This window comes from Humibacillus xanthopallidus, assembly GCF_006717145.1.
GTDB lineage: Bacteria > Actinomycetota > Actinomycetes > Actinomycetales > Dermatophilaceae > Humibacillus > Humibacillus xanthopallidus.
The window spans coordinates 339455-363975 of sequence record NZ_VFQF01000001.1; the positions used below are offsets into that span (position 1 = coordinate 339455).

Consider the following 24521-nt stretch of genomic DNA (forward strand, 5'->3'; position numbering starts at 1 on the left):
ATCCCGTGGCTCAGCGGGCGATGACCGTGATCCGCACGTCGTCGCGCTCGTCCTGCACCTGCTCGAGGATGTCGACGACGGTCTCGTAGGTGTCGTGGTCGACCCGGCGGAGGGCCCCGACGTGGTCCCACACGAGCTCGAGGGTCTGGCCGCGGGCCACCTCGAGGTCACGGAGGGCGTCGAGCAGGGCGTCCCAGTTGTGGCCGAACCAGTCGGGCAGGTCGAGGTCGGTCGCGAAGGCCTGGAGCACGCCGGCCTTGTCGGTGCCGGCACCGGCCGCGCCGACGATGCGCACGTCGTGGCCGAGCGAGGCGAGCAGGTCGAGGTGGTCGTCGGCCTCGCTGTGCGGCCCGAGGAAGGTCGTCATGTCCCCTCCTCGATGCGGCTGAATGACGCGTAGTGGTCAGCGGTCCAGTAGCGCTCGCCCTGCGACCCGGTGATGATGCGACGCGCTCCACGGTCAGCTGAGCCGGGCGTGATCACAGTGAACTCCTTGTAGTAGCCGCGCGGCTCGGCCGGAAGCAGCCGCTCGCGGTTGGCGAAGGTCTGGTTGTCGCTGCGGGGGTAGGGAAACGGCCCGCCCGACCGGATGAGGGCCAGGGTCGCCCGGGCCTCTGGAGGCAGGGCCGACGCGGCGATCCACGGCAGACCCGAGGTCGGGTCGGTCGCCCCGCCGGAGCGGGTTGGGCCACCGGGCGAACCGGGCGTGACCGACGTGCGGGTGACGGTGACGCCCGCGGGCGAGGCGGCCTCGGTGCCCGGCCCACCGCGGGCGGCCTGCCCGACGAGCCAGACGAGCACGCCGATGACGACGACGAGGACGCCGAGCAGGATCGGTCGCGACCGGGTCGAGTTCACGCCGCCATCATGCCTGCCTCATGGTCCGCGGGGGAGTGCGAGCCTCGGGCGCGGCCGTCCCCCTCGCGGCGTGCGACACAATGCCCGGGTGACCGTTGCCGCACCGCCGCCCTCGCCCCAGCCGCCCGCTCGACCGCGCCGGGTCGTCCTGCTCGGGTCCACCGGCTCGATCGGCACCCAGGCCATCGACCTCGTGCAGCGCAACCGCGACCGCTTCGAGGTGGTCGGGCTCAGCGCCGGCAGCAACCTCGAGCTCGTCGCCGAGCAGGCCGTCGTCCTGCGGGTTCCCGTCGTCGCGGCGGCCGGGGGCTCTGAGGGCGACCTCGCCACCGCCATCGCGCGCGCCGCCGACGCGGCGGGCGTCACGGCATACCGCCCCGAGCTGCTCGTCGGCGCGGACGCCAGCACGACGCTCGCGGCGCGCGAGGCTGACGTCGTCGTCAACGGCATCACCGGCGCCATCGGCCTCGAGCCGACTCTCGCCGCCCTGCGCGCGGGGACGACGCTCGCGCTCGCCAACAAGGAGTCGCTCATCATCGGCGGCCCGCTCGTCAAGGCGGTGGCGGCGCCGGGCCAGATCGTGCCCGTCGACAGCGAGCACTCGGCCATCGCGCAGTGCCTCCGCGGGGGGCGCGCCGAGGAGGTGCGCCGGCTCGTCGTGACCGCGAGCGGCGGGCCGTTCCGGGGCCGCACGCGAGCCGAGCTCGCCGACGTGACGCCGGAGCAGGCGCTCGCGCACCCGAACTTCTCGATGGGCCGGGTCATCACGACGAACTCGGCGACCCTCGTCAACAAGGGTCTCGAGGTCATCGAGGCCCACCTGCTCTTCGACATCCCCTTCGAGCGCATCGACGTCGTCGTGCACCCGCAGCAGATGATCCACTCGATGGTCGAGTTCGTCGACGGCTCGACGATCGCCCAGGCCGGCCCGCCGCGAATGCTCGTGCCGATCGCCCTCGGCATGAGCTGGCCCGACCGGATCGCCGACGCCGACGTGCCGGTCGACTGGACCCGCGCGCAGAGCTGGGAGTTCGAGCCGCTCGACGACATCGCCTTCCCGGCCGTCTCGCTCGCTCGCCGCGTGGGCGAGGCCGGGGGCACGTGGCCGGCCGTCTACAACGCCGCCAACGAGGTGTGCGTCGACGCCTTCCACGAGGGGCGGCTCGGCTTCGTCGACATCGTCGACACCGTCTCGCGCGTCGTGGAGGCGTATGCGGCCGAGCCGGCCTCGCACGGGCGTGACCTCACGCTCGACGACGTCCTTGCCGCCGACACCTGGGCCCGCGACGAAGCCCGGCGCACCATCGCCACTCCCTGACCCCCGGTTCGTCGGCGTCGGGTCGGGGTTCACAGGGTGGCGATGTGACAATGGGACGTGCTCTTCGTCCTAGGGGTCCTCGTCGTCGTGATCGGCGTGGCACTGTCCATCGCCCTGCACGAGATCGGTCACCTCGTGCCTGCCAAGAAGTTCGGCGTCAAGGTGACCCAGTACATGGTCGGCTTCGGACCGACGATCTGGTCGCGCAAGCGCGGTGAGACCGAGTACGGCATCAAGGCCGTGCCGCTCGGCGGCTACGTGCGGATGATCGGCATGCTGCCCCCGCGCCCGGGCGACAAGCCCGGCGAGCTGCGCACCCTCTCGACCGGTCGCTTCAGCCAGATGGTCGACCAGGCGCGCGCTGACTCGATGGAGGAGGTGCGCCCCGGCGACGAGGACCGCGTCTTCTACAAGCTGAGCCCCGGCAAGAAGATCATCATCATGCTCGGCGGCCCGGTCATGAACCTCATCATCGCGGCCGTGCTGCTCACCGGCGTCATCACGATCTACGGGCTGCCGCAGGTGGCGCCCAAGGTCGGCCTGCTCTCGGCGTGCGTGCCGACCGCCGCCCCGACCCTGCAGGTGCCTCAGCCGAAGTGCGCGACCGGCGACCCGCAGAGCCCGGCCGTCGCCTCGGGCCTCAAGGTGGGCGACCGCATCCTCTCCGTCGACGGGCGCGCCATCACGTCGTGGGACCAGGTCACGGCGGCGATCCGCGAGAGCCAGGGCCGCACCATGAGCTGGGTCGTGCAGCGTGGCGACCAGCAGGTGCCGATCTCGATCACCCCGGCCGTGCTCGAGCGGGCCAGCTACGGCGAGGACGACAAGCCGGTCGCGAAGGACGGCAAGATCGTGCTCTCCCCGATGGGCTTCGCCGGCATCACTCCGGCGCAGGAGCTCGTCCGGACCCCGATCTACGAGGCTCCGAAGTTCGTCTGGGACCGCACCGTCGACACCGCCTCGATCATCGTGCGCATCCCGCAGAAGATGGCGGGTGTCATGCAGGCGGCCTTCGGCTCGGGTGAGCGTGACCCCAACGGCCCGATCTCCGTCGTCGGCGTGGGCCGCATCGGCGGCGAGGTGGCGGCCCTCGACATCCCTGCCGACGAGGGTGGCAACTGGGTCAAGCTCGCCCAGCTCGTGCTCCTCATCGCCTCGCTCAACCTGGCCCTCTTCGTCTTCAACCTCATCCCGCTGCTGCCGCTCGATGGCGGCCACGTGGCCGGCGCGATGTGGGAGGCGGTCAAGCGGGGCTGGGCGCGGCTGCGGCATCGGCCCGACCCCGGCTACGTCGACGTGGCCAAGGGACTGCCGATCGCGTACGGCATGTCGCTCGTGCTCATCACCATGTCGGTCCTGCTCATCTACGCCGACATCGTCAAGCCCATCAACATCTTCGGCTGACGACCGCCCGCGCAGCTCGTCTGCGTCCGACGAACTGCTCTTTCGATTGGGGAAGTGCTCTCTCGGTTGGGTTGTTCGGGGGTACTCGGGGGCGGAGCCCCTGCGGCGCAGAGGGTCCTCGGGCCGGTCGGTGCGGACTCAGCGCCGCGGGTTGTTCGGGGGTACTCGGGGGCGGAGCCCCCGAGGGTGACCATAATGGCGACATGAGCGTTTCCCTCGGTATGCCGCCCCTGCCCCCGCCGGTCCTCGCGCCCCGTCGCCAGACCCGTCAGATCCACGTGGGCAAGGTCGGCGTCGGCAGCGACTACCCCGTCTCGGTGCAGTCGATGACGACGACCCCGACGACCGACATCAACGCGACCCTCCAGCAGATCGCCGAGCTGACGGCCAGCGGCTGCGACATCGTGCGCGTCGCCTGCCCGAGCCAGGACGACGCCGACGCCCTGCCCGCCATCGCGCGCAAGAGCCAGATCCCGGTCATCGCGGACATCCACTTCCAGCCGAAGTACGTCTACGCGGCCATCGACGCCGGCTGCGCTGCCGTGCGCGTCAACCCCGGCAACATCCGCCAGTTCGACGACCAGGTCAAGGAGATCGCCAAGGCGGCCAAGGACGCCGGCGTCTCCATCCGCATCGGCGTCAACGCGGGCAGCCTCGACAAGCGGATCATGGACAAGTACGGCAAGGCGACGCCCGAGGCGCTCGTGGAGTCGGCGGTCTGGGAGGCGAGCCTCTTCGAGGAGCACGACTTCCACGACTTCAAGATCTCGGTCAAGCACAACGACCCCGTCATCATGGTGCGCGCCTACGAGCTTCTCGCCGAGCGCGGCGACTGGCCCCTGCACCTCGGCGTGACCGAGGCAGGCCCCGCCTTCCAGGGCACCATCAAGTCGGCGACGGCCTTCGGCGCGCTCCTCTCGCGGGGCATCGGCGACACGATCCGCGTCTCTCTGTCGGCCCCGCCGGTCGAGGAGGTCAAGGTCGGCATCCAGATCCTCCAGAGCCTCAACCTGCGGCCCCGCAAGCTCGAGATCGTCTCGTGCCCGTCGTGCGGCCGCGCCCAGGTCGACGTCTACACGCTCGCCGACCAGGTGACCGCAGGGCTCGAGGGCATGACCGTGCCGCTGCGCGTCGCCGTCATGGGCTGCGTCGTCAACGGCCCGGGCGAGGCCCGCGAGGCCGACCTCGGCGTCGCCTCGGGCAACGGCAAGGGCCAGATCTTCGTCAAGGGCGAGGTCATCAAGACCGTGCCCGAGGCAATGATCGTCGAGACCCTCATCGAGGAGGCCATGCGCCTCGCCGAGGAGATGGGCGAGCCGATCGACGAGGACTCGGCCGGCGCGCCGAGCGTCACCGTCAGCTGACCCGCGCCGGCACGGAGCCGGCACAGCGCCCGGCACGTCGAGACCGCAGGCTGCACCGCCTCCGCGACAGCGAGGGCGGCTGCTTCCCCGACGACACCCGCTGTTCACCGCGGCTCACTAGACTCCGAGAAGCCGCCCGGCAGGGCGGTGGCCACTGGTGAAGGAGTCGCCTTGCCCGACCCGCTGCTCGCCGGCGATCGGGCGCCTGCGCCCCGTACCCTCGTCGACGTCCTGCACGCGACGATCGACGCGCACCCCGACGCACCCGCCATCGACGACACGCGCTCGGTCCTGACCTACCGCGAGCTCGGCGAGCAGGTCGACGCCATGGCGATCGCGCTCCGTGCCGCTGGGGTTCGCACCGGAGACCGCGTCGGCATCCGCGCCCCGTCGGGCACGCACGACCTCTACGTCGCCATCCTCGGCATCATGCGGGCCGGCGCGGCCTACGTCCCCGTCGACGCCGACGACCCGCAGGAGCGGGCCGACCTCGTCTTCGGTGAGGCGGAGGTCGCCGCAGTCGTCGGCGCCGGACGCTCCGTCACGAGCCCGCCGTCACCCGCACGACCCACCGAGCCGTATGCCGTGACGCCCGGCCCGCTCGCCGACGTCCAGCCGAGCGACGACGCGTGGATCATCTTCACCTCCGGCTCGACCGGTGTGCCGAAGGGCGTCGCCGTGACCCACCGTTCGGCTGCGGCGTTCGTCGACGCGGAGTCTCGGATCTTCTTGCGGCAGAGCCCGATCGGGCCCGGCGACCGGGTGCTCGCGGGCCTTTCCGTGGCCTTCGACGCGTCGTGCGAGGAGATGTGGCTCGCCTGGGCACACGGCGCCTGCCTCGTGCCTGCTCCCCGGGCGCTCGTCCGCACCGGCATGGACCTCGGCCCGTGGCTCGTGGCCCAGGGCATCACCGTCGTGTCGACGGTGCCGACCCTGGCAGCACTGTGGCCGGCCGAGGCGCTCGAGCCGGTGCGCCTGCTCATCTTCGGCGGGGAGGCCTGCCCGCCCGAGCTCGCCGCCCGCCTCGCGACGCCGGACCGCGAGGTGTGGAACACCTACGGCCCGACCGAGGCCACGGTCGTGGCCTGCGGGGCCCTGATGACGGGCGAAGGGCCCGTGCGGATCGGGCTGCCCCTCGACGGCTGGGACCTCGTCGTCGTCGACGAGCACGAGCAGCCCGTGGCGCCCGGTGCCACGGGGCAGCTGATCATCGGGGGAGTGGGGCTGGCCCGCTACCTCGACCCGGCCAAGGACGCCGAGAAGTTCGCGCCCATGCCGACCCTCGGCTGGGAGCGGGCCTACCGGTCGGGCGACCTCGTCGTCAACGACCCCGCGGGGCTCGTCTTCATGGGACGTGGCGACGAGCAGGTCAAGCTCGGCGGCCGACGGATCGAGCTCGGCGAGGTCGACGCCGCCCTCCAGTCGCTCCCCACGGTGACCGGAGCTGCTGCTGCGGTCAAGACGACCCCGGCCGGCACCCAGGTGCTCGTCGGCTACGTCGTGCCCGACGACGCCACGACGTTCGACACGGAGGCAGCCCGCACGAGACTGCGCGAGGAGCTGCCTGCCGCCCTCGTGCCGCTTCTCGCGCTCGTCGACGAGCTGCCGACGCGCACCTCGGGCAAGGTCGACCGGGCCGCCCTGCCCTGGCCGCTGCCCGGAGCCGAGGCGGGCGGCGACGAGGACGACCTCCAGGGCCTCGAGGGCTGGCTCGCCCAGCAGTGGACGAGCGTGCTCGGCGCCCGGGTCGCCTCGACCGACGCCGACTTCTTCTCGCTCGGTGGCGGCAGCCTCTCGGCCGCCCAGCTCGTGTCGCTGCTGCGTCAGCGGGTGCCCACCGTGACGGTCGCCGACGTCTACGACCGCCCCCGCCTCGGCGCGCAGGCCGAGCTCCTCGAGGCCGCTGAGCCGGCGGCCGACCCGCAGCCGCCGCGGCACGTGCGCCGCATCCCACGCCACATCCAGCTGCTCCAGACGGTCGTCTCGCTCCTGCTGCTCACCGTCAAGGGGATGCAGTGGGTCGTGGGCCTCGTCACCGCGACCGAGCTGCTGCGGGCCCTCGGCCTCGCACCGTGGGCCCCGCCGACGTCGTGGTGGGTGCTCGGCATCGGCTGGCTCGCCTTCATCACCCCGGTCGGACGGATGGGCATCTCGGCCCTCGGCGCCCGCATCCTGCTCGCCGGCGTGCGGCCCGGCACCTACCCCCGGGGTGGCCACGTTCAGCTGCGGCTCTGGGCGGCCGAGCGCTTCACGGAGTCGATGGGCGCGGTGTCCCTCGCCGGCGCGCCATGGATCCTCGCCTACGCCCGGGCCCTCGGCGCCAGTGTCGGCCCCGGCGTCGACCTGCACAGCGTGCCGCCCGTGACGGGCATGCTGACGATCGGCGACGGCGCGAGCGTCGAGCCCGAGGTCGACCTCTCCGGCTACTGGATGGACGGCGACGTGGTCCACGTCGGCACCATCTCGATCGGAGCCGGGGCCACGGTTGCCGCCCGCAGCACGATCGGACCGGACGTCTCCATCGGGCACGACGCCCTCGTCGAGGCCGGCGCCACCGTGCTGTCCGACGTCGCCGCAGGCACGACCGTCGCAGGGTCCCCGGCCACGCGCGTGGGCTTCGGCGGCAGCGGCTCCGGCCGGTGGCCCTCGCAGCGTCCGGCGCGCCGCTCGGCCTGGGTGCCCGTCTACGGGGTCTCCTCCATCGTGCTGGCCGTCATCCCCCTCATCGCCCTCCTGCCCGGCCTGCTCGTGCTCGCGAACAGGCTGCGCGACGCAGCGTCCTACGGCGACGCGGCCCGGGCGGCATACCTCGTCGTGCCGGCGGTGACGGTGCTGGCCCTCCTCAGCCTCGCGCTCCTGACGATCGTCGTCGTGCGCCTGCTCGGCCTCGGGCTCAGCGAGGGGTTCCACCCCGTGCGCAGCCGCGTCGGGTGGCAGGTGTGGGTGACCGAGCGGCTCCTCGACCAGGCGCGCACGCTGCTCTTCCCGATCTATGCGAGCCTGCTGACCCCGTGGTGGCTGCGGGCCCTCGGGGCGCGGGTCGGCTCCGGCGTCGAGGCCTCGACTGTGCTGCTGCTCCCGAAGATGACGACCGTCGCCGACGGCGCCTTCCTCGCCGACGACACGCTCGTCGCCGGCTACGAGCTCGGTCGCGGCTGGATGCGCATCGCGAGGGCGAAGGTGGGCAAGCGCGCCTTCCTCGGCAACTCGGGCATGACCGCTCCCGGCCGCCGGGTGCCCCGTGACGGTCTCGTCGCCGTCCTCTCCGCGGCGCCGCAGAAGTCCAAGGCCGGCACGAGCTGGCTCGGCAGCCCTCCCGTCCGTCTGCGCCGCGCCGCGCCCAGTGGCGACCTCGAGCGCACCTACGCCCCGCCCATGCGGCTCAAGGTGATTCGCGGACTCGTCGAGCTCTGTCGCATCGTCCCAGTCATGGTGAGCGTCGCCCTCGGAGTCACCGTCTTCCTCGCCCTCGCGTGGGTCGTCGACCGCTTCGGCCTCTGGCAGGCCGCCGCGCTGTCGGGCGTCGTGCTCGCGGTCGTGGGGGCGCTCGCGGCAGCGATCACCACTGCCGCGAAGTGGGTCGTCGTCGGCCCGATCCGCGCCGTCGAGCATCCGCTGTGGAGCCCCTTCGTGTGGCGCAACGAGGTCGTCGACACCTTCGTCGAGATGGTCGCCGGCCCGTGGTTCGCGTGGACGGCGACCGGCACCCCGGCGATCAACATCTGGCTGCGCAGCCTCGGCGCCCGCATCGGCCACGGCGTCTGGTGCGAGACGTACTGGCTGCCCGAGGCCGACCTCATCACGCTGGGCGAGGGTGTCACGGTCAACCGCGGCTGCGTGCTCCAGACGCACCTCTTCCACGACCGCATCATGTCGATGGACACCGTCACCCTGGCCGACGGCGCCACGCTGGGGCCGAACGGCGTCATCCTGCCTGCAGCCTCGATCGGCCAGGGAGCCACGGTCGGCCCGGGCTCGCTCGTGCTGCGTGGGGAGTCCGTGCCGGCCGGCAGCCGCTGGACCGGCAACCCGATCGCACCCTGGCGCCAGCCCGCGAAGCGGTCCAAGGACAGGGTGGCCCCATGACGCGCCACGCCGCCGCGCTCCGCGGGCAGGCCGGGTGCGGCATAGTGTGGCCCCGTGCCCGTGACCTCTGGTGACCCCTATGTGCCCGGCCGTGGGGACGCCTCCTACGAGGTGCGCCACTACGACCTCGACCTCGACTACAAGGTGTCGTCCAACCGCCTCAGCGGGCGCGCCCGGCTCGACGTGGTCGCCACCGCGCACCTGACGCAGCTGCGCATCGACCTCGTCGGCCTGCGCGTCTCGAAGGTGAGCACGGGGCGTCTCACCACCCGTTGGACCCAGCGCGGCGGGCACGTCCTCGTCACGCTGCCCCGCCCCCTCGACCCCGGCGAGACCGCGAGCGTCACGCTGACGTATGCCGGCAACCCCGGTCCCGCGCGCTCCGTCTGGGGCGAGGTCGGCTGGGAGGAGCTCGACGACGGTGTCCTCGTCGCCAGCCAGCCGACGGGGGCTCCGACGTGGTTCCCGTGCAACGACCACCCGCGCTCCAAGGCCACCTACCGCATCGCGATCGAGTGCGACTCGCCGTACGCCGTGTGCGTGACGGGCACGCTCACCGGTCGCTACGTTCGGGGCAGCCGCACCCGGCACGTCTTCGACGAGGCCCACCCGATGGCGACCTACCTCGCCGCCGTGCACGTCGGCCAGTACGAGCAGGCCGTGCTCGCCGAGGCGCCGGTGCGCCAGGTCGTCGTGGCGCCCCCGCGCCTGCACCGTCAGGTGCTGGGCGAGCTCCAGCTCCAGCCGCGGATGATGGACCTCTTCGTCGAGCTCTTCGGGCGCTACCCGTTCGCCGACTACACGGTCGTCGTCACCCCTGACGAGCTCGAGATCCCGCTCGAGGCGCAGGGCATGGCCACCTTCGGGCCCAACTGGCTGAGCGGCCGTGGCGCCCACCAGCGCCTCATCGCCCACGAGCTCGCCCACCAGTGGTTCGGCAACAGCCTCACCGTGACGTCGTGGGCCGACATCTGGCTCAACGAAGGCTTCGCCTGCTACGCCGAGTGGCTGTGGTCGGAGGCGTCGGGGGGGCCGACGGCTGATGTGCTCGCGACGCAGCACAGGACCCGTCTCGCGGGGCTCGCCCAGGACTTCGTGCTCGCCAACCCCGGCCCCGACACGATGTTCGACGACCGCGTCTACAAGCGCGGCGCCCTCACCCTGCACGCGCTGCGCCTGCACCTCGGTGACGAGGCCTTCTGGTCGATGCTGCGCGCCTGGGTGTCCGACCACGAGCACGGCTCCGTGTCGACCGCCGAGTTCGTCGCGCACGTGGCGCAGTTCGAGCCCTCGGGTGAGGCCGAGCACCTGATCGAGGGCTGGCTCATGCAGCCGGCGCTGCCGGCGCTGCCCCGCCCGGCACGGCGCTGAGCAGGCTGACGGGGCTCCGGCGCTGTCAGGCGTCCGGCGCCTCGTGCGTGGTGATGTCGACCCTGCCGTATGCCGCCGCGAGCGCGAGCGCTGCCACGTGGTCGCTGTCACCGAGCGGGACGTCGACCACCGTCACCGGCGACCGGTCCGGCAGGACGAGGCCCGTGCGACCCGCTAGCGGTGTCGTGAGCGCGGCCGGGTCGACGACGAAGCCGGTGCCGAGCGCCTTGAGGGCCGCCTCCTTGCGCACCCAGCTGACGGCTCGCGCCCGGTCGTCGAGGTCGGGCGACCGCTCGCTCGGGTGCATCGCCACGCCGTCGAAGCCCTCGAACCGCGTGCCCGCCACCCGCTCGGCGTCGATGCCGACCGGCGCGTCGGTCGACACGGCGACGGCGACGAGGTCGGTCGTGCGCGTCAGCGACACGTGCAGATCCGGATGCCCGACGAGCCGTGGCGGGCCGTGCTGCTCACCGCACCGCGCGCACGTGCGGTCGACGACGAGCTGGTCGGGCCGGCAGCCGACCACCTGCCCGAGGACGTCACGAGCGAGCAGGTGGAGCACGGCATACGCCCTCGCCGTCGTGGGCTCCACGAGAGCGTCGAGACGGCGCCGCTCGTGCGCGTCGAGCGAGCCCTGTCGCTGCTCCCACCCGGCGGAGCGGGTCGGCCACGCGAACCACGCCTCGGCGCGGCCGACACCGGAGGCCGGGCTCGCATCAGGCGCCGGAGGCGGCACGGAGGGTGGCACCGCACCAGAATGGCGCACCGCCACTCGCGCGCCCGGGGTGACACGGCCGGTCGGGACGGGCAGTCTGTGAGGGTGCTTCGCCAACGTCTCCCCGTGCGGCCGCTGACGACCGCAGACCATGACGCTGCCCTGGAGTGCTGCGCCCGCGACCGCGCGGCCAACGTCTTCGTCGCGGCGCGCATCGTCGAGGGGTCGCTGCGGACCTCCCCGGGCGCCGTCCTGGGTCACTGGAACGGCAGCGAGCTGGCCGGGCTGGCCTGGGTCAGTGCCAACGTCGTGCCGGTCGAGCTCGACGACGACGGCGTGGCCGGGGTGGCGCAGAAGATCAGCCGGATGCGCCGTCAGGTCGCCTCGATCTTCGGCCCGTCGACGCAGGTGACCGGGCTGTGGGAGCGACTCGGGCCCGGGTGGGGGCCGGTGCGGGCGGTGCGCACGCACCAGCCCCTGCTCTCGACCTCCAAGCGCCCCTCGGACCTCGGGCTCGCGCTCGACGAGGGAGTGCGCCCAGCCACGCCCGGCGAGGTCGACATCGTGCTGCCCGCCGCGGCGCACATGTTCACCGAGGAGATCGGCTACCCGCCCTTCTACGGCTCCGACCGGGGCTACCGGGCGAGCATCGCGAGCCTCATCCGGGCCGGCCACACCTTCGTCAAGGTCGAGGACGGCGAGGTCGTCTTCAAGGCCGACGTCGGCTCGCTCGCGCTCGGCTGCGCCCAGGTGCAGGGCGTGTGGCTCCACCCGCGCCTGCGCGGGCAGGGGCTGTCGGTGCCGGCCATGGCGAGCGTCGTCGAGCAGGTGCTCGGCGGCGCCGCCGACGAGGTGTCGCTCTACGTCAACGACTTCAACGTGGCCGCGCGGGCGACCTACGCCCGCTGCGGGTTCCGCGAGGTCGGTGCGTTCACGACCGTCCTGCTCTAGGGCTCGCGGCCCCGCCTAGTGTGGGGGCATGAAGACGACGACGAACGCCCCGCTCGGCAAGGACGCCATCGCGCTCGCCGGCCTCTTCCTCGCCTCCGGCACGATGCACTTCGTCAAGCCCGAGCCGTTCGAGTCGATGGTGCCCCGGCAGCTGCCGCAGCGGCGGTTGCTCGTCTACGTGTCCGGCGCGGCTGAGCTCGCCTGCGCGGCCGGCCTGCTCTTCCCGCGCACGCGCCGCGTCGCTGGCATCGCGTCGGCCGTGCTGCTCGTGGCGGTCTTCCCGGCCAACGTCACGATGACGGCCAAGGCGGGCCGGCGCGTGTCGCGCGACCCCGAGAGCACGGCCAAGCAGGGCTACCTCGCCGCGACGGTCGCGCGGCTGCCCCTCCAGTGGCCGATGATCCGCACCGCCCTGCGTGCCGGTGGGGTCATCCGCTGAACGCGATGTGGACGGAGTCGCCGACGCGGCGATAGCCGATCGCCTCGTAGATGGCGTTGGACGTCGGGTTGGCGAGGTCGGTGTAGAGGATGCACTGCTCGCAGGCATCGAGCCGCGCGGTGCTGAGGGCGGCGACGACGCCGCTCGCGTAGCCGTGCCCCCGAAGCTCCGGGGGAGTCCAGACGCCCGAGATGCGGGTGACGCCGCCGTTGGCGGGCGATGCGTAGGCCATCGACACCGGTCGGCCGTCGACCTCCCACAACCCCACCCGGCCGGCAGCGACGTGCTCGGCCAGTGACGGGGCGGCTCGCCCACCACCCTCGATGACGTCCACGAAGTCCTGGTGCCACCCGTCGACGAGGCCCAGGTCCTCGCCGGTCGCCACGCGGAAGCGACCCTCGACCGCGAAGACGAGCCGCGGCGGCACCGGCAGGTCGAAGCGGCCCATCTCCATGGCGACCCGGGCCTGCCGACCCGTGCGCTCCACCCACTCGTCAGCGAAGGCCACGGCCGGTCCCCGCAGGCCCCCGACGCCCGGCAGGACGTCGTGCTCGCCGGCGAGACGGGCCGCGAGGTCGCGGGCCTGCGCCTCCGTGGCGAGCGCGATGTGGAGCGGGTGGGGCGGGGTGTGCATGAAGGCGGCGACCGCCGCACCGGCCGGGTCGGTGCCGACCCACCACCGCGCGCCGGGATACCGGCCGGGGTCGGCGATGATGCCGTCGGTGACGCTGGCGACGACGCTGAGGGCAGCCGGCTCGCGGGCGACGAGCCCGGCGAAGGCGGCCCGGGCCTGCGGGGCACGCGTGAGGAGCGAGAGGACGGTCGGCTGCGGCGGCATACGGCCACTCTGGCAAACCCCGCCCGCCCGGTGCGAGCCGATTGTCCGGAGGCTCCGACGATGCTGTGAAGGTCCTGCACTCCGGCGCCGAAGCTCCTCGGGGCGGCGGCTCGGCTGTCACCATCGACAGGTGCCCTTCACCCCGAGCCATGCCGTCGTCGCGATCCCGCTGCGCCGGCTCGGGCTGCCCCTCGGGGCCGTCGCCGTGGGTGCGATGTCGCCGGACACCGCGGTCTTCCTGCCGTGGGTGTTCGACTACATGCAGACCCACTCGCTCGTCGGGGTGGTGACGACCGACCTCGTCGTCGGGGTGCTCGTCGTGTCGGCGTGGTGGGCATGGCTGCGCGCGCCCGTCGTCGACCTGCTGCCCGACGACGTTCGTCGCCGGCTGCGGCTCGACCCGCCGCTCTGGCGCAGCGCGCGGTGGTGGCTCTCGGTCGTCGTCGGCGTGGCCCTCGGCGCGTTGACCCACGTGTGCTGGGACGCCTTCACCCACCCGGGGCAGTGGGGCTCGCAGGTCGTGCCCGCGCTGCGCGGCTCGTTCGGACCCTGGCTCGTGACGTCGTGGCTGCAGTATGCGTCGGGCGTGGTGGGCCTCGTCGGCATCGGCCTGTGGTGGCGCAGCGTGCTCCGGCAGCGCTCGCCCGACGACTCGGCTGCGCGTGTCCCTCGCCTCCGCTGGCCCCTCGGACTGCTGCCCGTCGCGGGCGCCGCGGCCGGCCTCGTGCTCTGGCTGGCGTCGGTCTCCTCGGGGGCCCTGCCCTCCGTGGTCATCGTGCGCGCGGTGACCCTGGGCGGGCTGGGCGCCGCGGTGGGGCTCGTCCTGCTCGCGCTCACCTGGCACGTCACCGTGCTCAGACGTGCGCGAGCACCTCGGCATGGGTCATCGCGAACCACGCGTCCGGGTGCGTCGACCACGCCCGCCAGGCCGCGCTGACCTCGGCGAGCTCCTCCGGTGTCGCGAGACCGCGCTCCATGGCCTGGGTCGCGAAGGTCGACTCGAGCGTGCGCCGCGCCCACACCCCGCCCCACCAGGCGGACTGCTCGGGTGTCGCGTACGTCCACAGCGACGCCGACGGTGTGAGCCGGGTCAGACCAGCGGCGTGTGCCCACGCGACAAGCTGGCGGCCCGCATCCGGCTCGGCATGGTTGAGGCGCGCGAGGCGACGGTAGAGCTCGAGCCAGCGGGTCATGCCGTCCGAGGCCGGGTGCCACACCATGGAGGCGTAGTCGACGTCGCGCACGGCGACGAGGCCACCCGCCCGCGTGACGCGCGCCATCTCGCGCAGCGCGCCCACGGGGTCGGTGAGGTGCTGGAGCACCTGGTGGGCGTGGACGACGTCGAAGGACCCGGCGGCATACGGCAGCGCCATGACGTCGGCGAGCTCGAACCGCGTGCGGTGGTCACCCCGGGCGGCGGCGCTGCGGCGGGCCTGCTCGAGCGGCCCCGGCACGTTCTCGACGCCGAGCACCGCACCCGACGGGCCGACCGCCTCGGCGAGGTCGAGGGTGATCGTGCCCGGCCCGCAGCCGACGTCGAGGACCCGCTGGCCCGCGCGCAGGTGGGGGAGCAGGTAGGCAGCCGAGTCCGCCGCCGTGCGCACGCCGTGCGAGGCGAGAACGCTCGTGTGGTGCCCGTGCAGGTAGACGTCGGCCATGGGGCGACGCTACGCCGACGACCTCGCGCCACCCGCTGACGTCCGCCTCGCGGTCGGCTCGCGGTCGCTCCGGACCGGTTGCGCGCACAACTGCGTCGCGTCACCCCCTCCGGACCCGGATATCCTTCCGGGGTTGCACAACCCCCAGCCGAAAGAGGAGTCCCCGGTGGCCCTGCACCTGTCGTCCCTGTTCCTGCGAACCCTTCGTGAGGACCCGGCGGACGCAGAGGTCCCGAGCCACCGCCTGCTCGTGCGCGCCGGCTACATCCGGCGCGTCAGCCCCGGCGTCTACACGTGGCTGCCGCTAGGCCTGCGCGTGCTGCGCAACGTCGAGAAGATCGTCCGCGAGGAGATGGACGCCATCGGCGCCCAGGAGCTGCTCTTCCCCGCCCTGCTGCCCAAGGAGCCCTTCGAGGCGACCGGCCGCTGGACGGAGTACGGCGACAACATCTTCCGCCTGAAGGACCGCAAGGGTGCTGACCACCTGCTCGGTCCGACCCACGAGGAGATGTTCACCCTCACGGTCAAGGACCTCTACAGCTCCTACAAGGACCTGCCGCTCTCGATCTACCAGATCCAGACGAAGTACCGCGACGAGGCACGTCCGCGCGCCGGCGTGCTCCGCGGCCGCGAGTTCGTCATGAAGGACTCCTACTCCTTCGACATCGACGCCGCGGGCCTCGACAAGAGCTACCAGCTCCACCGCGAGGCCTACATCCGCATCTTCGACCGCCTCGGCTTCCACTACGTCATCGTCGAGGCGATGGCCGGTGCCATGGGCGGCAGCAAGAGCGAGGAGTTCCTCGCGACCGCTGAGGTCGGCGAGGACACCTACGTCCACTGCACGAGCTGCGGGTATGCCGCCAACGTCGAGGCCGTGCGGGTGCCCACTCCCGACCCCGTCGGGTGGGAGGGCACCGCCGCGGCACACGCGGAGGACACGCCCGACACGCCCACCATCGAGACGCTCGTCGCGCACCTCAACGAGCGCTTCCCCCGTGAGGACCGGCCGTGGGCCGCCGGCGACACGCTGAAGAACGTCGTCGTCACGCTCGTGCACCCCGACGGCACGCGCGAGCCGCTCGCCATCGGCGTGCCCGGCGACCGCGAGGTCGACGAGAAGCGCCTCGGTGCCCAGGTCGAGCCGGCCGAGGTCGAGGCCTTCACCGAGGCTGACTTCGCCGCCAACCCGGCGCTCGTCAAGGGCTACATCGGCCCCGGCGCGCTCGGGCTCGAGGGCAGCTCGGGCATCCGCTACCTGCTCGACCCCCGCATCGGCCAGGGCACGCGGTGGGTCACCGGGGCCAACGTGGCCGGCCAGCACGTCATCGACCTCGTCGCGGGCCGCGACTTCACCGCCGACGGGATCATCGAGGCCGCCGAGGTGCGCCCCGGCGACGCCTGCCCCAACTGCGACCACACCCTCTCCGCCGCCCGCGGCATCGAGATGGGCCACGTCTTCCAGCTCGGCACGAAGTACGCCGAGGCCCTCGACCTCCAGGTCCTCGACCAGAACGGCAAGCTCGTCACGGTCGTCATGGGCTCCTACGGCGTCGGCGTCTCGCGCGCCGTCGCCGCCGTCGTCGAGGGCAACCACGACGGGTCCGGCATCATCTGGCCGCGCGAGCTCGCCCCTGCCGACGTGCACATCGTCGCCGCAGGCAAGGACGCGACCCTCTTCGTCAAGGCCGAGGAGATCGCCCGCGAGCTCGAGATCCAGGGCCTCACGGTCATCGTCGACGACCGCAAGGGCGTCAGCCCCGGCGTGAAGTTCAAGGACTCCGAGCTCATCGGCGTGCCGACGATCCTCGTCATCGGCCGCGGCCTCGCCGACGGTTTGGTCGAGATCAAGGACCGCCGCACCGGTGAGCGCCGCGAGGTCGCGGTCGACGACGCCGTGGCAGTCCTCACCGCCGAGGTCACCGCGGAGGTCGAGCGCTCGTGACCTCCGCCGACCGCGGGGCAGGCCTCCCCGTGCGGGCGGTCCTCTTCGACTGGGGCGGCACGATCACGCCCTGGCACGAGGTCGACTTCCGCGCCACGTGGGGGGCGTATGCCGCCGCGCTCGGTCACACGGGCGACGCGCACACCGCCTTCGTCGCCGCCATCTGCGCGGCAGAGGACGCCGCCTGGAAGCGCGGCCGCAGCGGGGGCGGGAGTGCTCGCCTTCACGAGCTGCTCGAGTCGGTGGGCGTCACCGACGGCCACCCGGGTGCGGAGGAGGCGCTGACGGCATACCGTGAGCTGTGGGAGCCCCACACGCTCACCGCGCCGGACATCCGCCCGCTCTGGGAGGGCCTGCGCGACAAGGGGATCCGGGTCGGCGTCCTCTCCAACACGATCTGGGACCGTGACTACCACCGGTCGATCTTCGAGCGCGACGGCGTGCTCGACCTCATCGACGTCGATGTCTACTCCAGCGAGACCCCCTGGGTGAAGCCGCAGGCCGAGATCTTCGCCCACGCCGCCCGTGAGGCGGGGCTCGAGCCGCAGGAGTGCGCCTACGTCGGCGACCGGTCCTACGAGGACGTGCACGGCCCGCAGCAGGTCGGCATGCGCGCCATCTGGGTGCCGCACTCGACGATCCCGCAGGCCCAGCAGGTGTCGCACGACGCGACGCCCGACGCGGTCGCGCACGAGATCGGCGACGTGCTCACCATCGTCGAGTCCTGGAACGCGCGCGCGGGCGCTGACGGTGCAGGCGCGTGAGCGACCCGGCGCTCACCACCCTCCTCTTCCTCGGGCTCGCCGCCTTCGCCGCCGGCTGGATCGACGCCGTCGTCGGCGGGGGAGGGCTCATCCAGCTACCGGCCCTGCTCGTGGGGCTCCCCGGTGCCTCGCCCGCCCAGCTGCTCGCGACGAACAAGTTCGGCTCGATCTTCGGCACGGCGACGAGCTCGGTCACCTACTACCGCCGGGTGCACCCCGACCTGCGCACGGCGCTGCCCATGGCGGCCGTCGCCTACGTCGGGTCGATCGGCGGCGCGGTCATCGGGCTGCACATCCCGAAGTCGGCGTTCAACCCGATCATCCTCGTGCTGCTCGTCCTCGTCGGCGCCTACACGATCTTCAAGCCCGACCTCGGCAAGGAGTCGATCCGGCGCTACGACGGGGCGAGGCACACCGTCTTCGCGATGCTGACCGGCTTCGTCATCGGCGTCTACGACGGCGCGCTCGGGCCGGGCACCGGCAGCTTCCTCGTCTTCGCCCTCGTCGGGCTGCTCGGCTACAACTTCCTCGAGGCGAGCGCCAAGGCCAAGATCACGAACTTCGCGACGAACCTCGGCGCACTGACCGTCTTCCTGCCGATGGGGCTCGTCCTCTTCAAGGTCGGCTTCGTCATCGCGATCGCCAACCTCGTCGGCGGCTACGTCGGTGCCCGGACGGCGGTCGCGAAGGGGAGCGGCTTCGTGCGCGCCGTCTTCGTGCTCATCGTCAGCGCCTTCATCGTCAAGATCACCGGCAGCCTCCTCGGCTTCTGGGCCTGACTGCTCGGGGCTCAGACAGCGCGGCGGACGACGAGGCTGCGGTAGGTCGGGATGAGGACACGGCGGGCGGCCTGACGGTCGACGACCGTCCACGGGCCGGCCGCGGCGAGGGCGGCGATCACCTGGCGCAGCTCGGCCCGGGCGACGGCCGCGCCGAGGCAGAGGTGTCGGCCCGCGCCGAACCACAGGTGCCGGTTGCCCGGGAGGTAGGGACGGTCGAGGTCGAAGGCGCCCGGTGCGGTGTTCGCGACGTAGGTCAGGGCGAGCACCCGGTCGCCCGCCCTAAGGGTGCGGCCACCCACGCTGACATCGCGGGTGATGTGCCGGCCGATGACGGGCGCCGGTGTGGTGACGCGCAGCCCCTCGCGCACGGCGACCTCGACGAGGTCGTCGCGATCGCTCCCCGTCGCGGCGGCGAGGCGCGCGGCCTGGCCCGTGTCGGCGAGCAGGGCCGCGGTGCGGGCGATCGCACTCGCCGCCGTCTCCGTGCCGGCCACGAGAAGCAGGGAGGCGAGGCCGGTCGCCTCCTGCTCCGTGACCCCCAGCGCACGGCAGCGTCCGAGCACCGTCGACTCCGGTGCGGTGCGGTAGGCCCGGGGCACCCCTGCGGTGAGGTCGTCGAGGATCTGCCGCGCCCGGTCGATGGTCTCGGGCTGCAGGGTCGTGTCGGACTGCGTGCCCAGGGCGAGCGCAGCCAGCTCCTCACCACGGGCGAAGACGAGCCGGTAGGCGCCCCAGCCGTCGTCGTGGTCGAGCCCGGCCGCGCCGGCCGCGCCGGCCGCGTCGGTCTCGGCGGTCTCGGCGGTCTCGGCGGCGAGTGTCGTGACGTCGATGCCGAGCATGGCGACGACGATGCGGCCGACGAGCACGCGCGCGAGGTCGGCGACGTCGACGGTCGTCCCGGCCGTGAGCCGCTGCGTCATGAGGGTGGTGACCGGCGACGCCGCCGGGGCCACGAGGTCGTGCGCCGCCGCCTCCGTGAAGAGGTCGCGCGCCCGCGTGCGCAGGGAGTGGTGCCCGGCCCCGTCGAAGAGGTCCTCGACCCAGTCGCCCAGGACCTGCGACCACAGGTGCCCGACCCCGCCTTCGCCGAGCAGGGACGTGGAGCGGTGGTCGACGAGCAGCTCGCGGATGAGCAGCGGGTCGCGGACCACCCAGCCGAGCCGCGGCACCCGCACGATGCGCGGGCCCAGCCGGGCCGCCGCGACGAGCGCGCCGAGTGCCGGGCTGGCGGACCGGATGACGGCGCGTTCGTGGCGACCGGCGACGCCCGCTTGAGTACCTCGGCTCACCGCGGGCGTCATGGCGTCACCGTAGACTGCGCGGACCGAGTGCAGGGAGAGCCTCGTCGCCGAGCCAGGGAGGTCGCGGCCCCATGTCGCACCAGCGCATCGCCAGCCGGGTCACCGGGGTCAGTGCCCATGTCGCCGAGCACGCGATGACCGTCGAGCAGGTCGAGGCCCGCGTCGTCGCGTCGAGTGACGGCTTCACCCCTCCCACCGGGGTGCTCGGGCGCCTCACCGGGGTCCGACGCATCCACCATGCCGGCGCCGGCACGCAGGCGTCCGACCTGGCGGCCGCCGCAGGCTGGCGCACCCTCCACCACCTCGGACTCGAGCCTGCCGACGTCGACCTGCTCGTCTTCGCGTCGGCCTCGCAGGACCTCGTCGAGCCCGCCACCGCGCACATCGTCGCCGACCTGCTCGGCGCCCGCTGCCCCGTCATGGACGTGAAGAACGCCTGCAACTCGTGGCTCAACGGGGTGCAGGTCGCCGAGGCGCTCATCGGCACCGGCGTCTACCAGCGGGTCCTCGTCGTCACGGGCGAGATGCCCTCGCGCGCAGCTCGGTGGTCGGTGCGCGATGCCGCCCAGTTCGTCGAGTCGGTGCCCGGCTACACGATGAGCGACGCCGGTGCCGCCGGACTCGTCGAGCGCGCCGAGTCCGGCGCCCGCGGCGAGATCCTTCACCGGTGGTTCGGTGCCGAGTCGCGGCACTGGTCGGTGGGTCAGCTGCCGGCCGGGGGCACGCGACACCCGCGCGACCTCGACAAGACCTACTTCGTCATGGACGGCACCCGGTTGCGGCAGGCCTTCGACAGCGTCGACGTGGAGGAGATCCACCGGGCCCTCAAGGCCGACGGCCTCGGCGTCGAGGACTTCGCGGCCGTCGCCGTGCACCAGGTCGCGATGCCCTACCTCGACGTCTTCGCAGGCCGGCTCGGGCTGCGCCGTGACCTCGTCGTCGAGACCCTGCCCGACCACGGCAACTGCGCCTCGGCCACCCTGCCGCTCCAGTGGCAGCAGATCGAGCAGCGCGACCTCGCGCGCCCGGGTGACCCCGTGCTCCTCGTCGGCCTGGCGGGAGGCATCAGCGTCGGCACGATGGCGGTGCGCTGGTGACGCCGACCGCAGGTGCTCCTGCCTGTGGGCCAGGCTCCGACGCCGGCGGCATACGGCTGTGGGTCGTGGTGCCGGCGTTCAACGAGGAGAGCGGCATCGCCGCGACGATGAAGGCTCTCGCGGCCCAGCGCGACCGTGACTTCACGCTCCTCGTCGTCGACAACGCCAGCACCGACAGCACCATGGTCGAGATCGAGCGCGCTTGTGCCGCAAGCAGTCTCGCCGTCCAGATCATCACCGAGCCGCGCAAGGGCACCGGTGCGGCGGCGGACACCGGCGTGCGGCACGCCATCGCGCACGGGGCGACCCACGTCCTGCGCACCGACGCCGACACCCTGCCCGCCCCTGGGTGGAGTGCCGCGGGTCGGCGCGCCTTCGCCGGCGGAGCCGACCTCGTGACCGGCCCGATGCGAGCCCGCTCCGACGAGGTGCGGCTCAAGCTGTGGGAGCGAGCCGTGCTGCCTGCCGTCATCGGCGTCTGCCAGACGTTCGGCCGTCTGCGGCCGAGCAACCGGGCCCCCGGGCTGCACGGCCCCTACCGGATGAGCCCAGGCTGCAACCTCGGTGTGAGCGCGCGTGCCTACCTCGCGTCGGGCGGCTTCCCGCGAACGGCGATCGAGGAGGTCCACGAGGACCGCGAGCTCGTCAACCGCGTGCGGCGCGTCTCCGGCCGGGTCGAGCTGCACCGCGACCTCGTCGTGCACGCGTCGGTGCGCCGACTGCGGGCCTACGGACTCGTCGGCACGCTGCGGTGGTATCTCGACCACGGCCACCACCCCGACGTCGTCGACGTTCGAGGTGTTGCGTGAGGGCGCCCGCCCTCACGCGCCGCCCGGCGGCGACGGACGTCGGCCGTGCCTGGGAGTCGCGGCTCATCCGGTCCGCGCACCCTGTGGTGGCCCGCGTCGTCGACCTCGCCGTCGCCCGCCGATCGGTGACCCGGCTGCCGGGCGTGGGGCTGCTCGTCGCCGACCCCGAGGCGGCCCGCCGGGTGCTCACCGACACCGAGCACTTCACCAAGCAGGGCCCGGGGTCGTCCGGGGCGCTCTGGACCCCGGTCCTCGGCGAACGGGTCCTTCTCAACATGGACGGCTCCGAGCACGCCCTGCTGAGAAGGTCGCTCGCCGACCTCTTCTCCCCGCGAGTCGTCGACGAGGTATGCCGTGAAGCTGCCCAGCCCATCGTGGCTCGGGCGGCCGAGCAGCTGCGGGCAGGCGAGCCGGTCGACGTCGTGCGCCTCGCCCGTGAGGTCTCGGCTGCCGTGATCGGACAGGTGGTCGGCCTCTCGAGCGATGCCGACCTCGCCGACCTCCTCCGGTCGAGCGACGACATCGAGTCGATGGTCACCTGGCGCACGCGCACCTTCGACGAGGCGGGCGTCGACCACGCCCGCCGGGCGCTCGCCGTCGTCCAGGATGCAGCCGAGTCTGCTCACCGCGCGGCGCAGGCCGACACCGTGATGGGGCGGCTTGCCCTGCAAGGCGTTTCACTCGACGAAGCGCGTTCGCTCGCGGCGGCCCTCTTCCTCACCGGCGTCGGCACGGTGAGCAGCGCCCTGCCTCGCATCGTCGGCCAGCTCGCCGACGCAGGCTTCCTCGACCGGCCGGGCGCGGCGACCGCCGACCTCGACGCCGTCATCGCCGAGGGCCTGCGCATGACGACCCCCAGCCTGGCCACGCTCCGCCGCTGCGCGCGGCCGACCGAGCTGAACGGCATACGGCCGCGGCAGGACGAGCGGGTCGTCGTGCTCCTCTGGTGGGCCACACGGCTGTCGGGCGGCTTCGACCCCGGGCGCCGGGCGCCCGTCGCGATGCGCCACCTCTGGTTCGGGGCGGGATCACACTTCTGCCTCGGCGCGCCGCTCGCGCTCGCCGAGCTGCGCGCCATGACGGGCATGGTGCTCGAGGTCGCCGCCGAGCGCGGGCTGGTCGTCACGCGTCGGGTGGCCGCTCGGCGGGTGCTCGTGCCGCGCTATGCCGAGCTGTGGGTCAGCGCGGGAGCGCCCGGATGACGCTCACCTCGGCGCCCGAAGTCGTCAGTGCCCTGCTGGCTCGTGCCGACGACCACCCCACCCGCGTGGCGATCCGTGACCACCACGGACGCTCGGTGACCTACGGCGACCTCGGACGCGGCGTGAGGGCTGTCGCGGCGCACCTCGCCGGCGCGGGCAGCGCTCCGGGCGACGGGGTGCTGCTCGCGGTGCGCCCGTCGCCCCGCGCGGTGATGGCGGCGCTCGGCGTCGTGCTCGCTCGCGGGGTCGTGGTCGTCGCCGACCCCGGGGCGGGTGCAGCGCTGCGCGACGTGAGGCGACGCATCGTCCCCGTGCGTGCCGCGGTCGCCGACGCGGTGGTCCACGCGGCGACGAGGCGGCCGCTCTCGACCCTCCTGGCGCGCTGGCCGTCGACTGCGGGTCTCCAGCTGCCAGACCTGTCGGAGCCGCACCTCGTGCACGTCGTCACCGGCCCACGACTGCCGGGCGTGCCACGGCGGGCGACCCGGTGGGAGTCCCTGACCGAGGGAGAGGTGGTCCGGGCCCCCGGTGACCCGTCGCGCGACGCCCTCGTCGTCTTCACCTCCGGCTCGACGGCTGCCCCGCGCGCCGTCGTGCACAGCGTGCGATCGCTCTCCGCAGGGGTGCTCGCGGCCGTCGACGCGCTCGGCCTCGACGAGCACGTCGTCCTGCACACCGACCAGCTGATGATCGGCCTGCCCACCCTCGTCGCCGGTGGTCGGTGGTCGCTCCCGCCGGTGACCGCGACGACCGCCGGCTGGGTGCGCCAAGCGGCCCGCGAAGGCGCCACGCACCTGTATGCCGTGCCCGCCAAGCTGCTCGCGGCAGCCGAGCTCGGCCTGCCGCCGACCGTCTGGCACGTCGCGATGGGTGGGGCGCCGGTGCTCCCGACGGGCGTCCGTCGGATCATGCAGCTCGCCCCCGGGGTGACGGTGCGCGCGGTCTACGGGCTCACCGAGGCGCTGCCGGTCGCGGTCGCAACGGGGGAGCAGGTGCTCGGCTCGCCGCCCGGGCGCATCTGCCTCGGGTTTCCCCTCCCCGGGGTGTCGGTGCGCATCGACGGCCTCGACGAGAACGGCCCTTTGGACGGCGACGGCGAGGTCGTAGCTCGGGTCGGCGAGATCGTCGTTGTCGCTCCGCAGGGCCGGGACCGGATCGCCGGCGAGGAGCCGACGCGTGAGGTGCACACCGGCGACCTCGGGTCGCTCGCGCCCGACGGCTCGCTCCTGCTCGCGGGGCGCTCCAAGAGCATGATCATCCGCGGCCAGGCCAACATCTATCCCGACCTCGTCGAACCGCTCCTGCGCGAGCACACCGGGCTCGGGATCCACGACTGCGCCCTCGTGGGGATGGCCGACCCCGTGTCGGGCGACGAGCGCGTCGTGCTCGCCGTGGTGCCCGAGCACACGCCGGCGCGCTGGGCCACGGTCCAGGCCCTCGCGAGGGCGGTGCACCGGGCGTGGCCCGACCTCGCCGACGAGGGTTGGCGACCCGACGAGGTGGTCCTCGTCCAAGAGGTGCCGCGCCGCGGCCGCTCCGCTGCCGTCGACCTCGAGGCCCTGCGTGATCTCGTGGCCGCCGCGCGAGCGGCCGACAGGGCGTGAGGCCCAGGTGAGGGT

General features: G+C 73.2%; 21 protein-coding genes. 15 read left to right on the top strand and 6 right to left on the bottom strand.

Translation table 11 applies throughout. The features are described 5' to 3' along the window. Positions 1 to 10 precede the first annotated feature (10 nt). The gene (locus FHX52_RS01520; RefSeq protein WP_141819300.1) at positions 11 to 367 is read right to left on the bottom strand and encodes a barstar family protein; all 357 of its coding nucleotides are present in this window, start codon (positions 365 to 367) and stop codon (positions 11 to 13) included. Further along, the gene (locus FHX52_RS01525; protein ID WP_141819302.1) at positions 364 to 858 is read right to left on the bottom strand and encodes a guanyl-specific ribonuclease; all 495 of its coding nucleotides are present in this window, start codon (positions 856 to 858) and stop codon (positions 364 to 366) included. The genes FHX52_RS01520 and FHX52_RS01525 overlap by 4 nt, the downstream gene beginning before the upstream one ends. An 88-nt stretch (positions 859 to 946) precedes the next feature. Here FHX52_RS01525 and dxr point away from each other — a divergent pair, with 88 nt between their 5' ends. The 5 genes from dxr to FHX52_RS01550 all read left to right on the top strand — a co-directional run bounded on the left by dxr (position 947) and on the right by FHX52_RS01550 (position 10401). Then, the gene (dxr, locus tag FHX52_RS01530) at positions 947 to 2176 is read left to right on the top strand and encodes a 1-deoxy-D-xylulose-5-phosphate reductoisomerase (RefSeq protein WP_185747029.1); all 1230 of its coding nucleotides are present in this window, start codon (positions 947 to 949) and stop codon (positions 2174 to 2176) included. A gap of 57 nt (positions 2177 to 2233) precedes the next feature. Next, the gene (locus tag FHX52_RS01535; RefSeq protein ID WP_141819306.1) at positions 2234 to 3580 is read left to right on the top strand and encodes a M50 family metallopeptidase; all 1347 of its coding nucleotides are present in this window, start codon (positions 2234 to 2236) and stop codon (positions 3578 to 3580) included. A 203-nt stretch (positions 3581 to 3783) separates the two neighbouring features. Beyond that, entirely contained in the window at positions 3784 to 4944 is a 1161-nt protein-coding gene (gene ispG / locus FHX52_RS01540; RefSeq protein WP_141819308.1) for a flavodoxin-dependent (E)-4-hydroxy-3-methylbut-2-enyl-diphosphate synthase, read from the top strand. Positions 4945 to 5115: 171 nt separating this feature from the next. Then, positions 5116 to 9030: a Pls/PosA family non-ribosomal peptide synthetase gene (locus tag FHX52_RS01545; protein ID WP_141819310.1), complete on the top strand. Its 3915-nt coding sequence runs from the start codon at positions 5116 to 5118 to the stop codon at positions 9028 to 9030. A gap of 54 nt (positions 9031 to 9084) precedes the next feature. Beyond that, on the top strand, positions 9085 to 10401 hold the full coding sequence (locus tag FHX52_RS01550) for a M1 family metallopeptidase (protein ID WP_141819312.1): 1317 nt from the start codon (positions 9085 to 9087) through the stop codon (positions 10399 to 10401). Between the two features lie 25 nt (positions 10402 to 10426). Here the strand turns inward: FHX52_RS01550 and FHX52_RS01555 are convergent, their stop codons facing one another. Next, the gene (locus FHX52_RS01555) at positions 10427 to 11149 is read right to left on the bottom strand and encodes a 4'-phosphopantetheinyl transferase family protein (protein ID WP_141819314.1); all 723 of its coding nucleotides are present in this window, start codon (positions 11147 to 11149) and stop codon (positions 10427 to 10429) included. A gap of 72 nt (positions 11150 to 11221) precedes the next feature. On the opposite strand from FHX52_RS01555, the gene FHX52_RS01560 reads away from it, so the two are divergent. After that, complete coding sequence (locus FHX52_RS01560) at positions 11222 to 12067, top strand: GNAT family N-acetyltransferase (protein WP_246069563.1); 846 nt, start codon at positions 11222 to 11224, stop codon at positions 12065 to 12067. A 28-nt stretch (positions 12068 to 12095) separates the two neighbouring features. Continuing rightward, positions 12096 to 12506, top strand: a complete 411-nt coding sequence (locus FHX52_RS01565) for a DoxX family protein (protein WP_141819316.1) — start codon at positions 12096 to 12098, stop codon at positions 12504 to 12506. On the opposite strand, the gene FHX52_RS01570 is transcribed toward FHX52_RS01565, so the two are convergent. After that, the gene (locus tag FHX52_RS01570; protein ID WP_141819318.1) at positions 12496 to 13344 is read right to left on the bottom strand and encodes a GNAT family N-acetyltransferase; all 849 of its coding nucleotides are present in this window, start codon (positions 13342 to 13344) and stop codon (positions 12496 to 12498) included. The genes FHX52_RS01565 and FHX52_RS01570 overlap by 11 nt on opposite strands. Before the next feature lie 130 nt (positions 13345 to 13474). Between FHX52_RS01570 and FHX52_RS01575 the strand changes: the two genes are divergently transcribed. After that, positions 13475 to 14281, top strand: a complete 807-nt coding sequence (locus FHX52_RS01575) for a DUF4184 family protein (RefSeq protein WP_185747031.1) — start codon at positions 13475 to 13477, stop codon at positions 14279 to 14281. On the opposite strand, the gene FHX52_RS01580 is transcribed toward FHX52_RS01575, so the two are convergent. Continuing rightward, on the bottom strand, positions 14199 to 15002 hold the full coding sequence (locus tag FHX52_RS01580) for a methyltransferase domain-containing protein (protein ID WP_141819322.1): 804 nt from the start codon (positions 15000 to 15002) through the stop codon (positions 14199 to 14201). The two genes, FHX52_RS01575 and FHX52_RS01580, sit on opposite strands and share 83 nt — an antisense overlap. A gap of 166 nt (positions 15003 to 15168) precedes the next feature. On the opposite strand from FHX52_RS01580, the gene FHX52_RS01585 reads away from it, so the two are divergent. The 3 genes from FHX52_RS01585 to FHX52_RS01595 are packed head-to-tail and all read left to right on the top strand — an operon-like array spanning position 15169 to position 18490. Beyond that, positions 15169 to 16947 carry a proline--tRNA ligase gene (locus FHX52_RS01585; protein WP_141819324.1) on the top strand — a complete coding sequence of 593 codons (1779 nt, stop codon included), beginning with the start codon at positions 15169 to 15171 and terminating at the stop codon, positions 16945 to 16947. Beyond that, positions 16944 to 17711, top strand: coding sequence for an HAD family hydrolase (locus FHX52_RS01590; protein ID WP_141819326.1), 768 nt, complete (start codon positions 16944 to 16946; stop codon positions 17709 to 17711). The genes FHX52_RS01585 and FHX52_RS01590 overlap by 4 nt, the downstream gene beginning before the upstream one ends. Continuing rightward, entirely contained in the window at positions 17708 to 18490 is a 783-nt protein-coding gene (locus tag FHX52_RS01595; protein ID WP_141819328.1) for a TSUP family transporter, read from the top strand. The genes FHX52_RS01590 and FHX52_RS01595 overlap by 4 nt, the downstream gene beginning before the upstream one ends. Positions 18491 to 18501: 11 nt before the next feature. Here the strand turns inward: FHX52_RS01595 and FHX52_RS01600 are convergent, their stop codons facing one another. Then, positions 18502 to 19794 (bottom strand): cytochrome P450, encoded by a 1293-nt coding sequence (locus FHX52_RS01600; RefSeq protein ID WP_141819330.1) that lies wholly within the window; start codon positions 19792 to 19794, stop codon positions 18502 to 18504. A gap of 71 nt (positions 19795 to 19865) precedes the next feature. Here FHX52_RS01600 and FHX52_RS01605 point away from each other — a divergent pair, with 71 nt between their 5' ends. Genes FHX52_RS01605 through FHX52_RS01620 form a run of 4 tightly spaced genes read left to right on the top strand, consistent with a single transcriptional unit; the run spans position 19866 to position 24506 of the window. Beyond that, complete coding sequence (locus tag FHX52_RS01605; protein ID WP_141819332.1) at positions 19866 to 20891, top strand: 3-oxoacyl-ACP synthase III family protein; 1026 nt, start codon at positions 19866 to 19868, stop codon at positions 20889 to 20891. Next, entirely contained in the window at positions 20888 to 21700 is an 813-nt protein-coding gene (locus FHX52_RS01610; RefSeq protein ID WP_221630428.1) for a glycosyltransferase, read from the top strand. Before FHX52_RS01605 ends, FHX52_RS01610 begins: the two co-directional genes overlap by 4 nt. Beyond that, a complete protein-coding gene (locus tag FHX52_RS01615) occupies positions 21697 to 22902 on the top strand; it encodes a cytochrome P450 (RefSeq protein ID WP_141819334.1) in 1206 nt (401 codons plus the stop codon). The genes FHX52_RS01610 and FHX52_RS01615 overlap by 4 nt, the downstream gene beginning before the upstream one ends. Further along, entirely contained in the window at positions 22899 to 24506 is a 1608-nt protein-coding gene (locus FHX52_RS01620) for a class I adenylate-forming enzyme family protein (RefSeq protein WP_141819336.1), read from the top strand. The genes FHX52_RS01615 and FHX52_RS01620 overlap by 4 nt, the downstream gene beginning before the upstream one ends. The last annotated feature ends 15 nt before the right edge of the window (positions 24507 to 24521 follow it).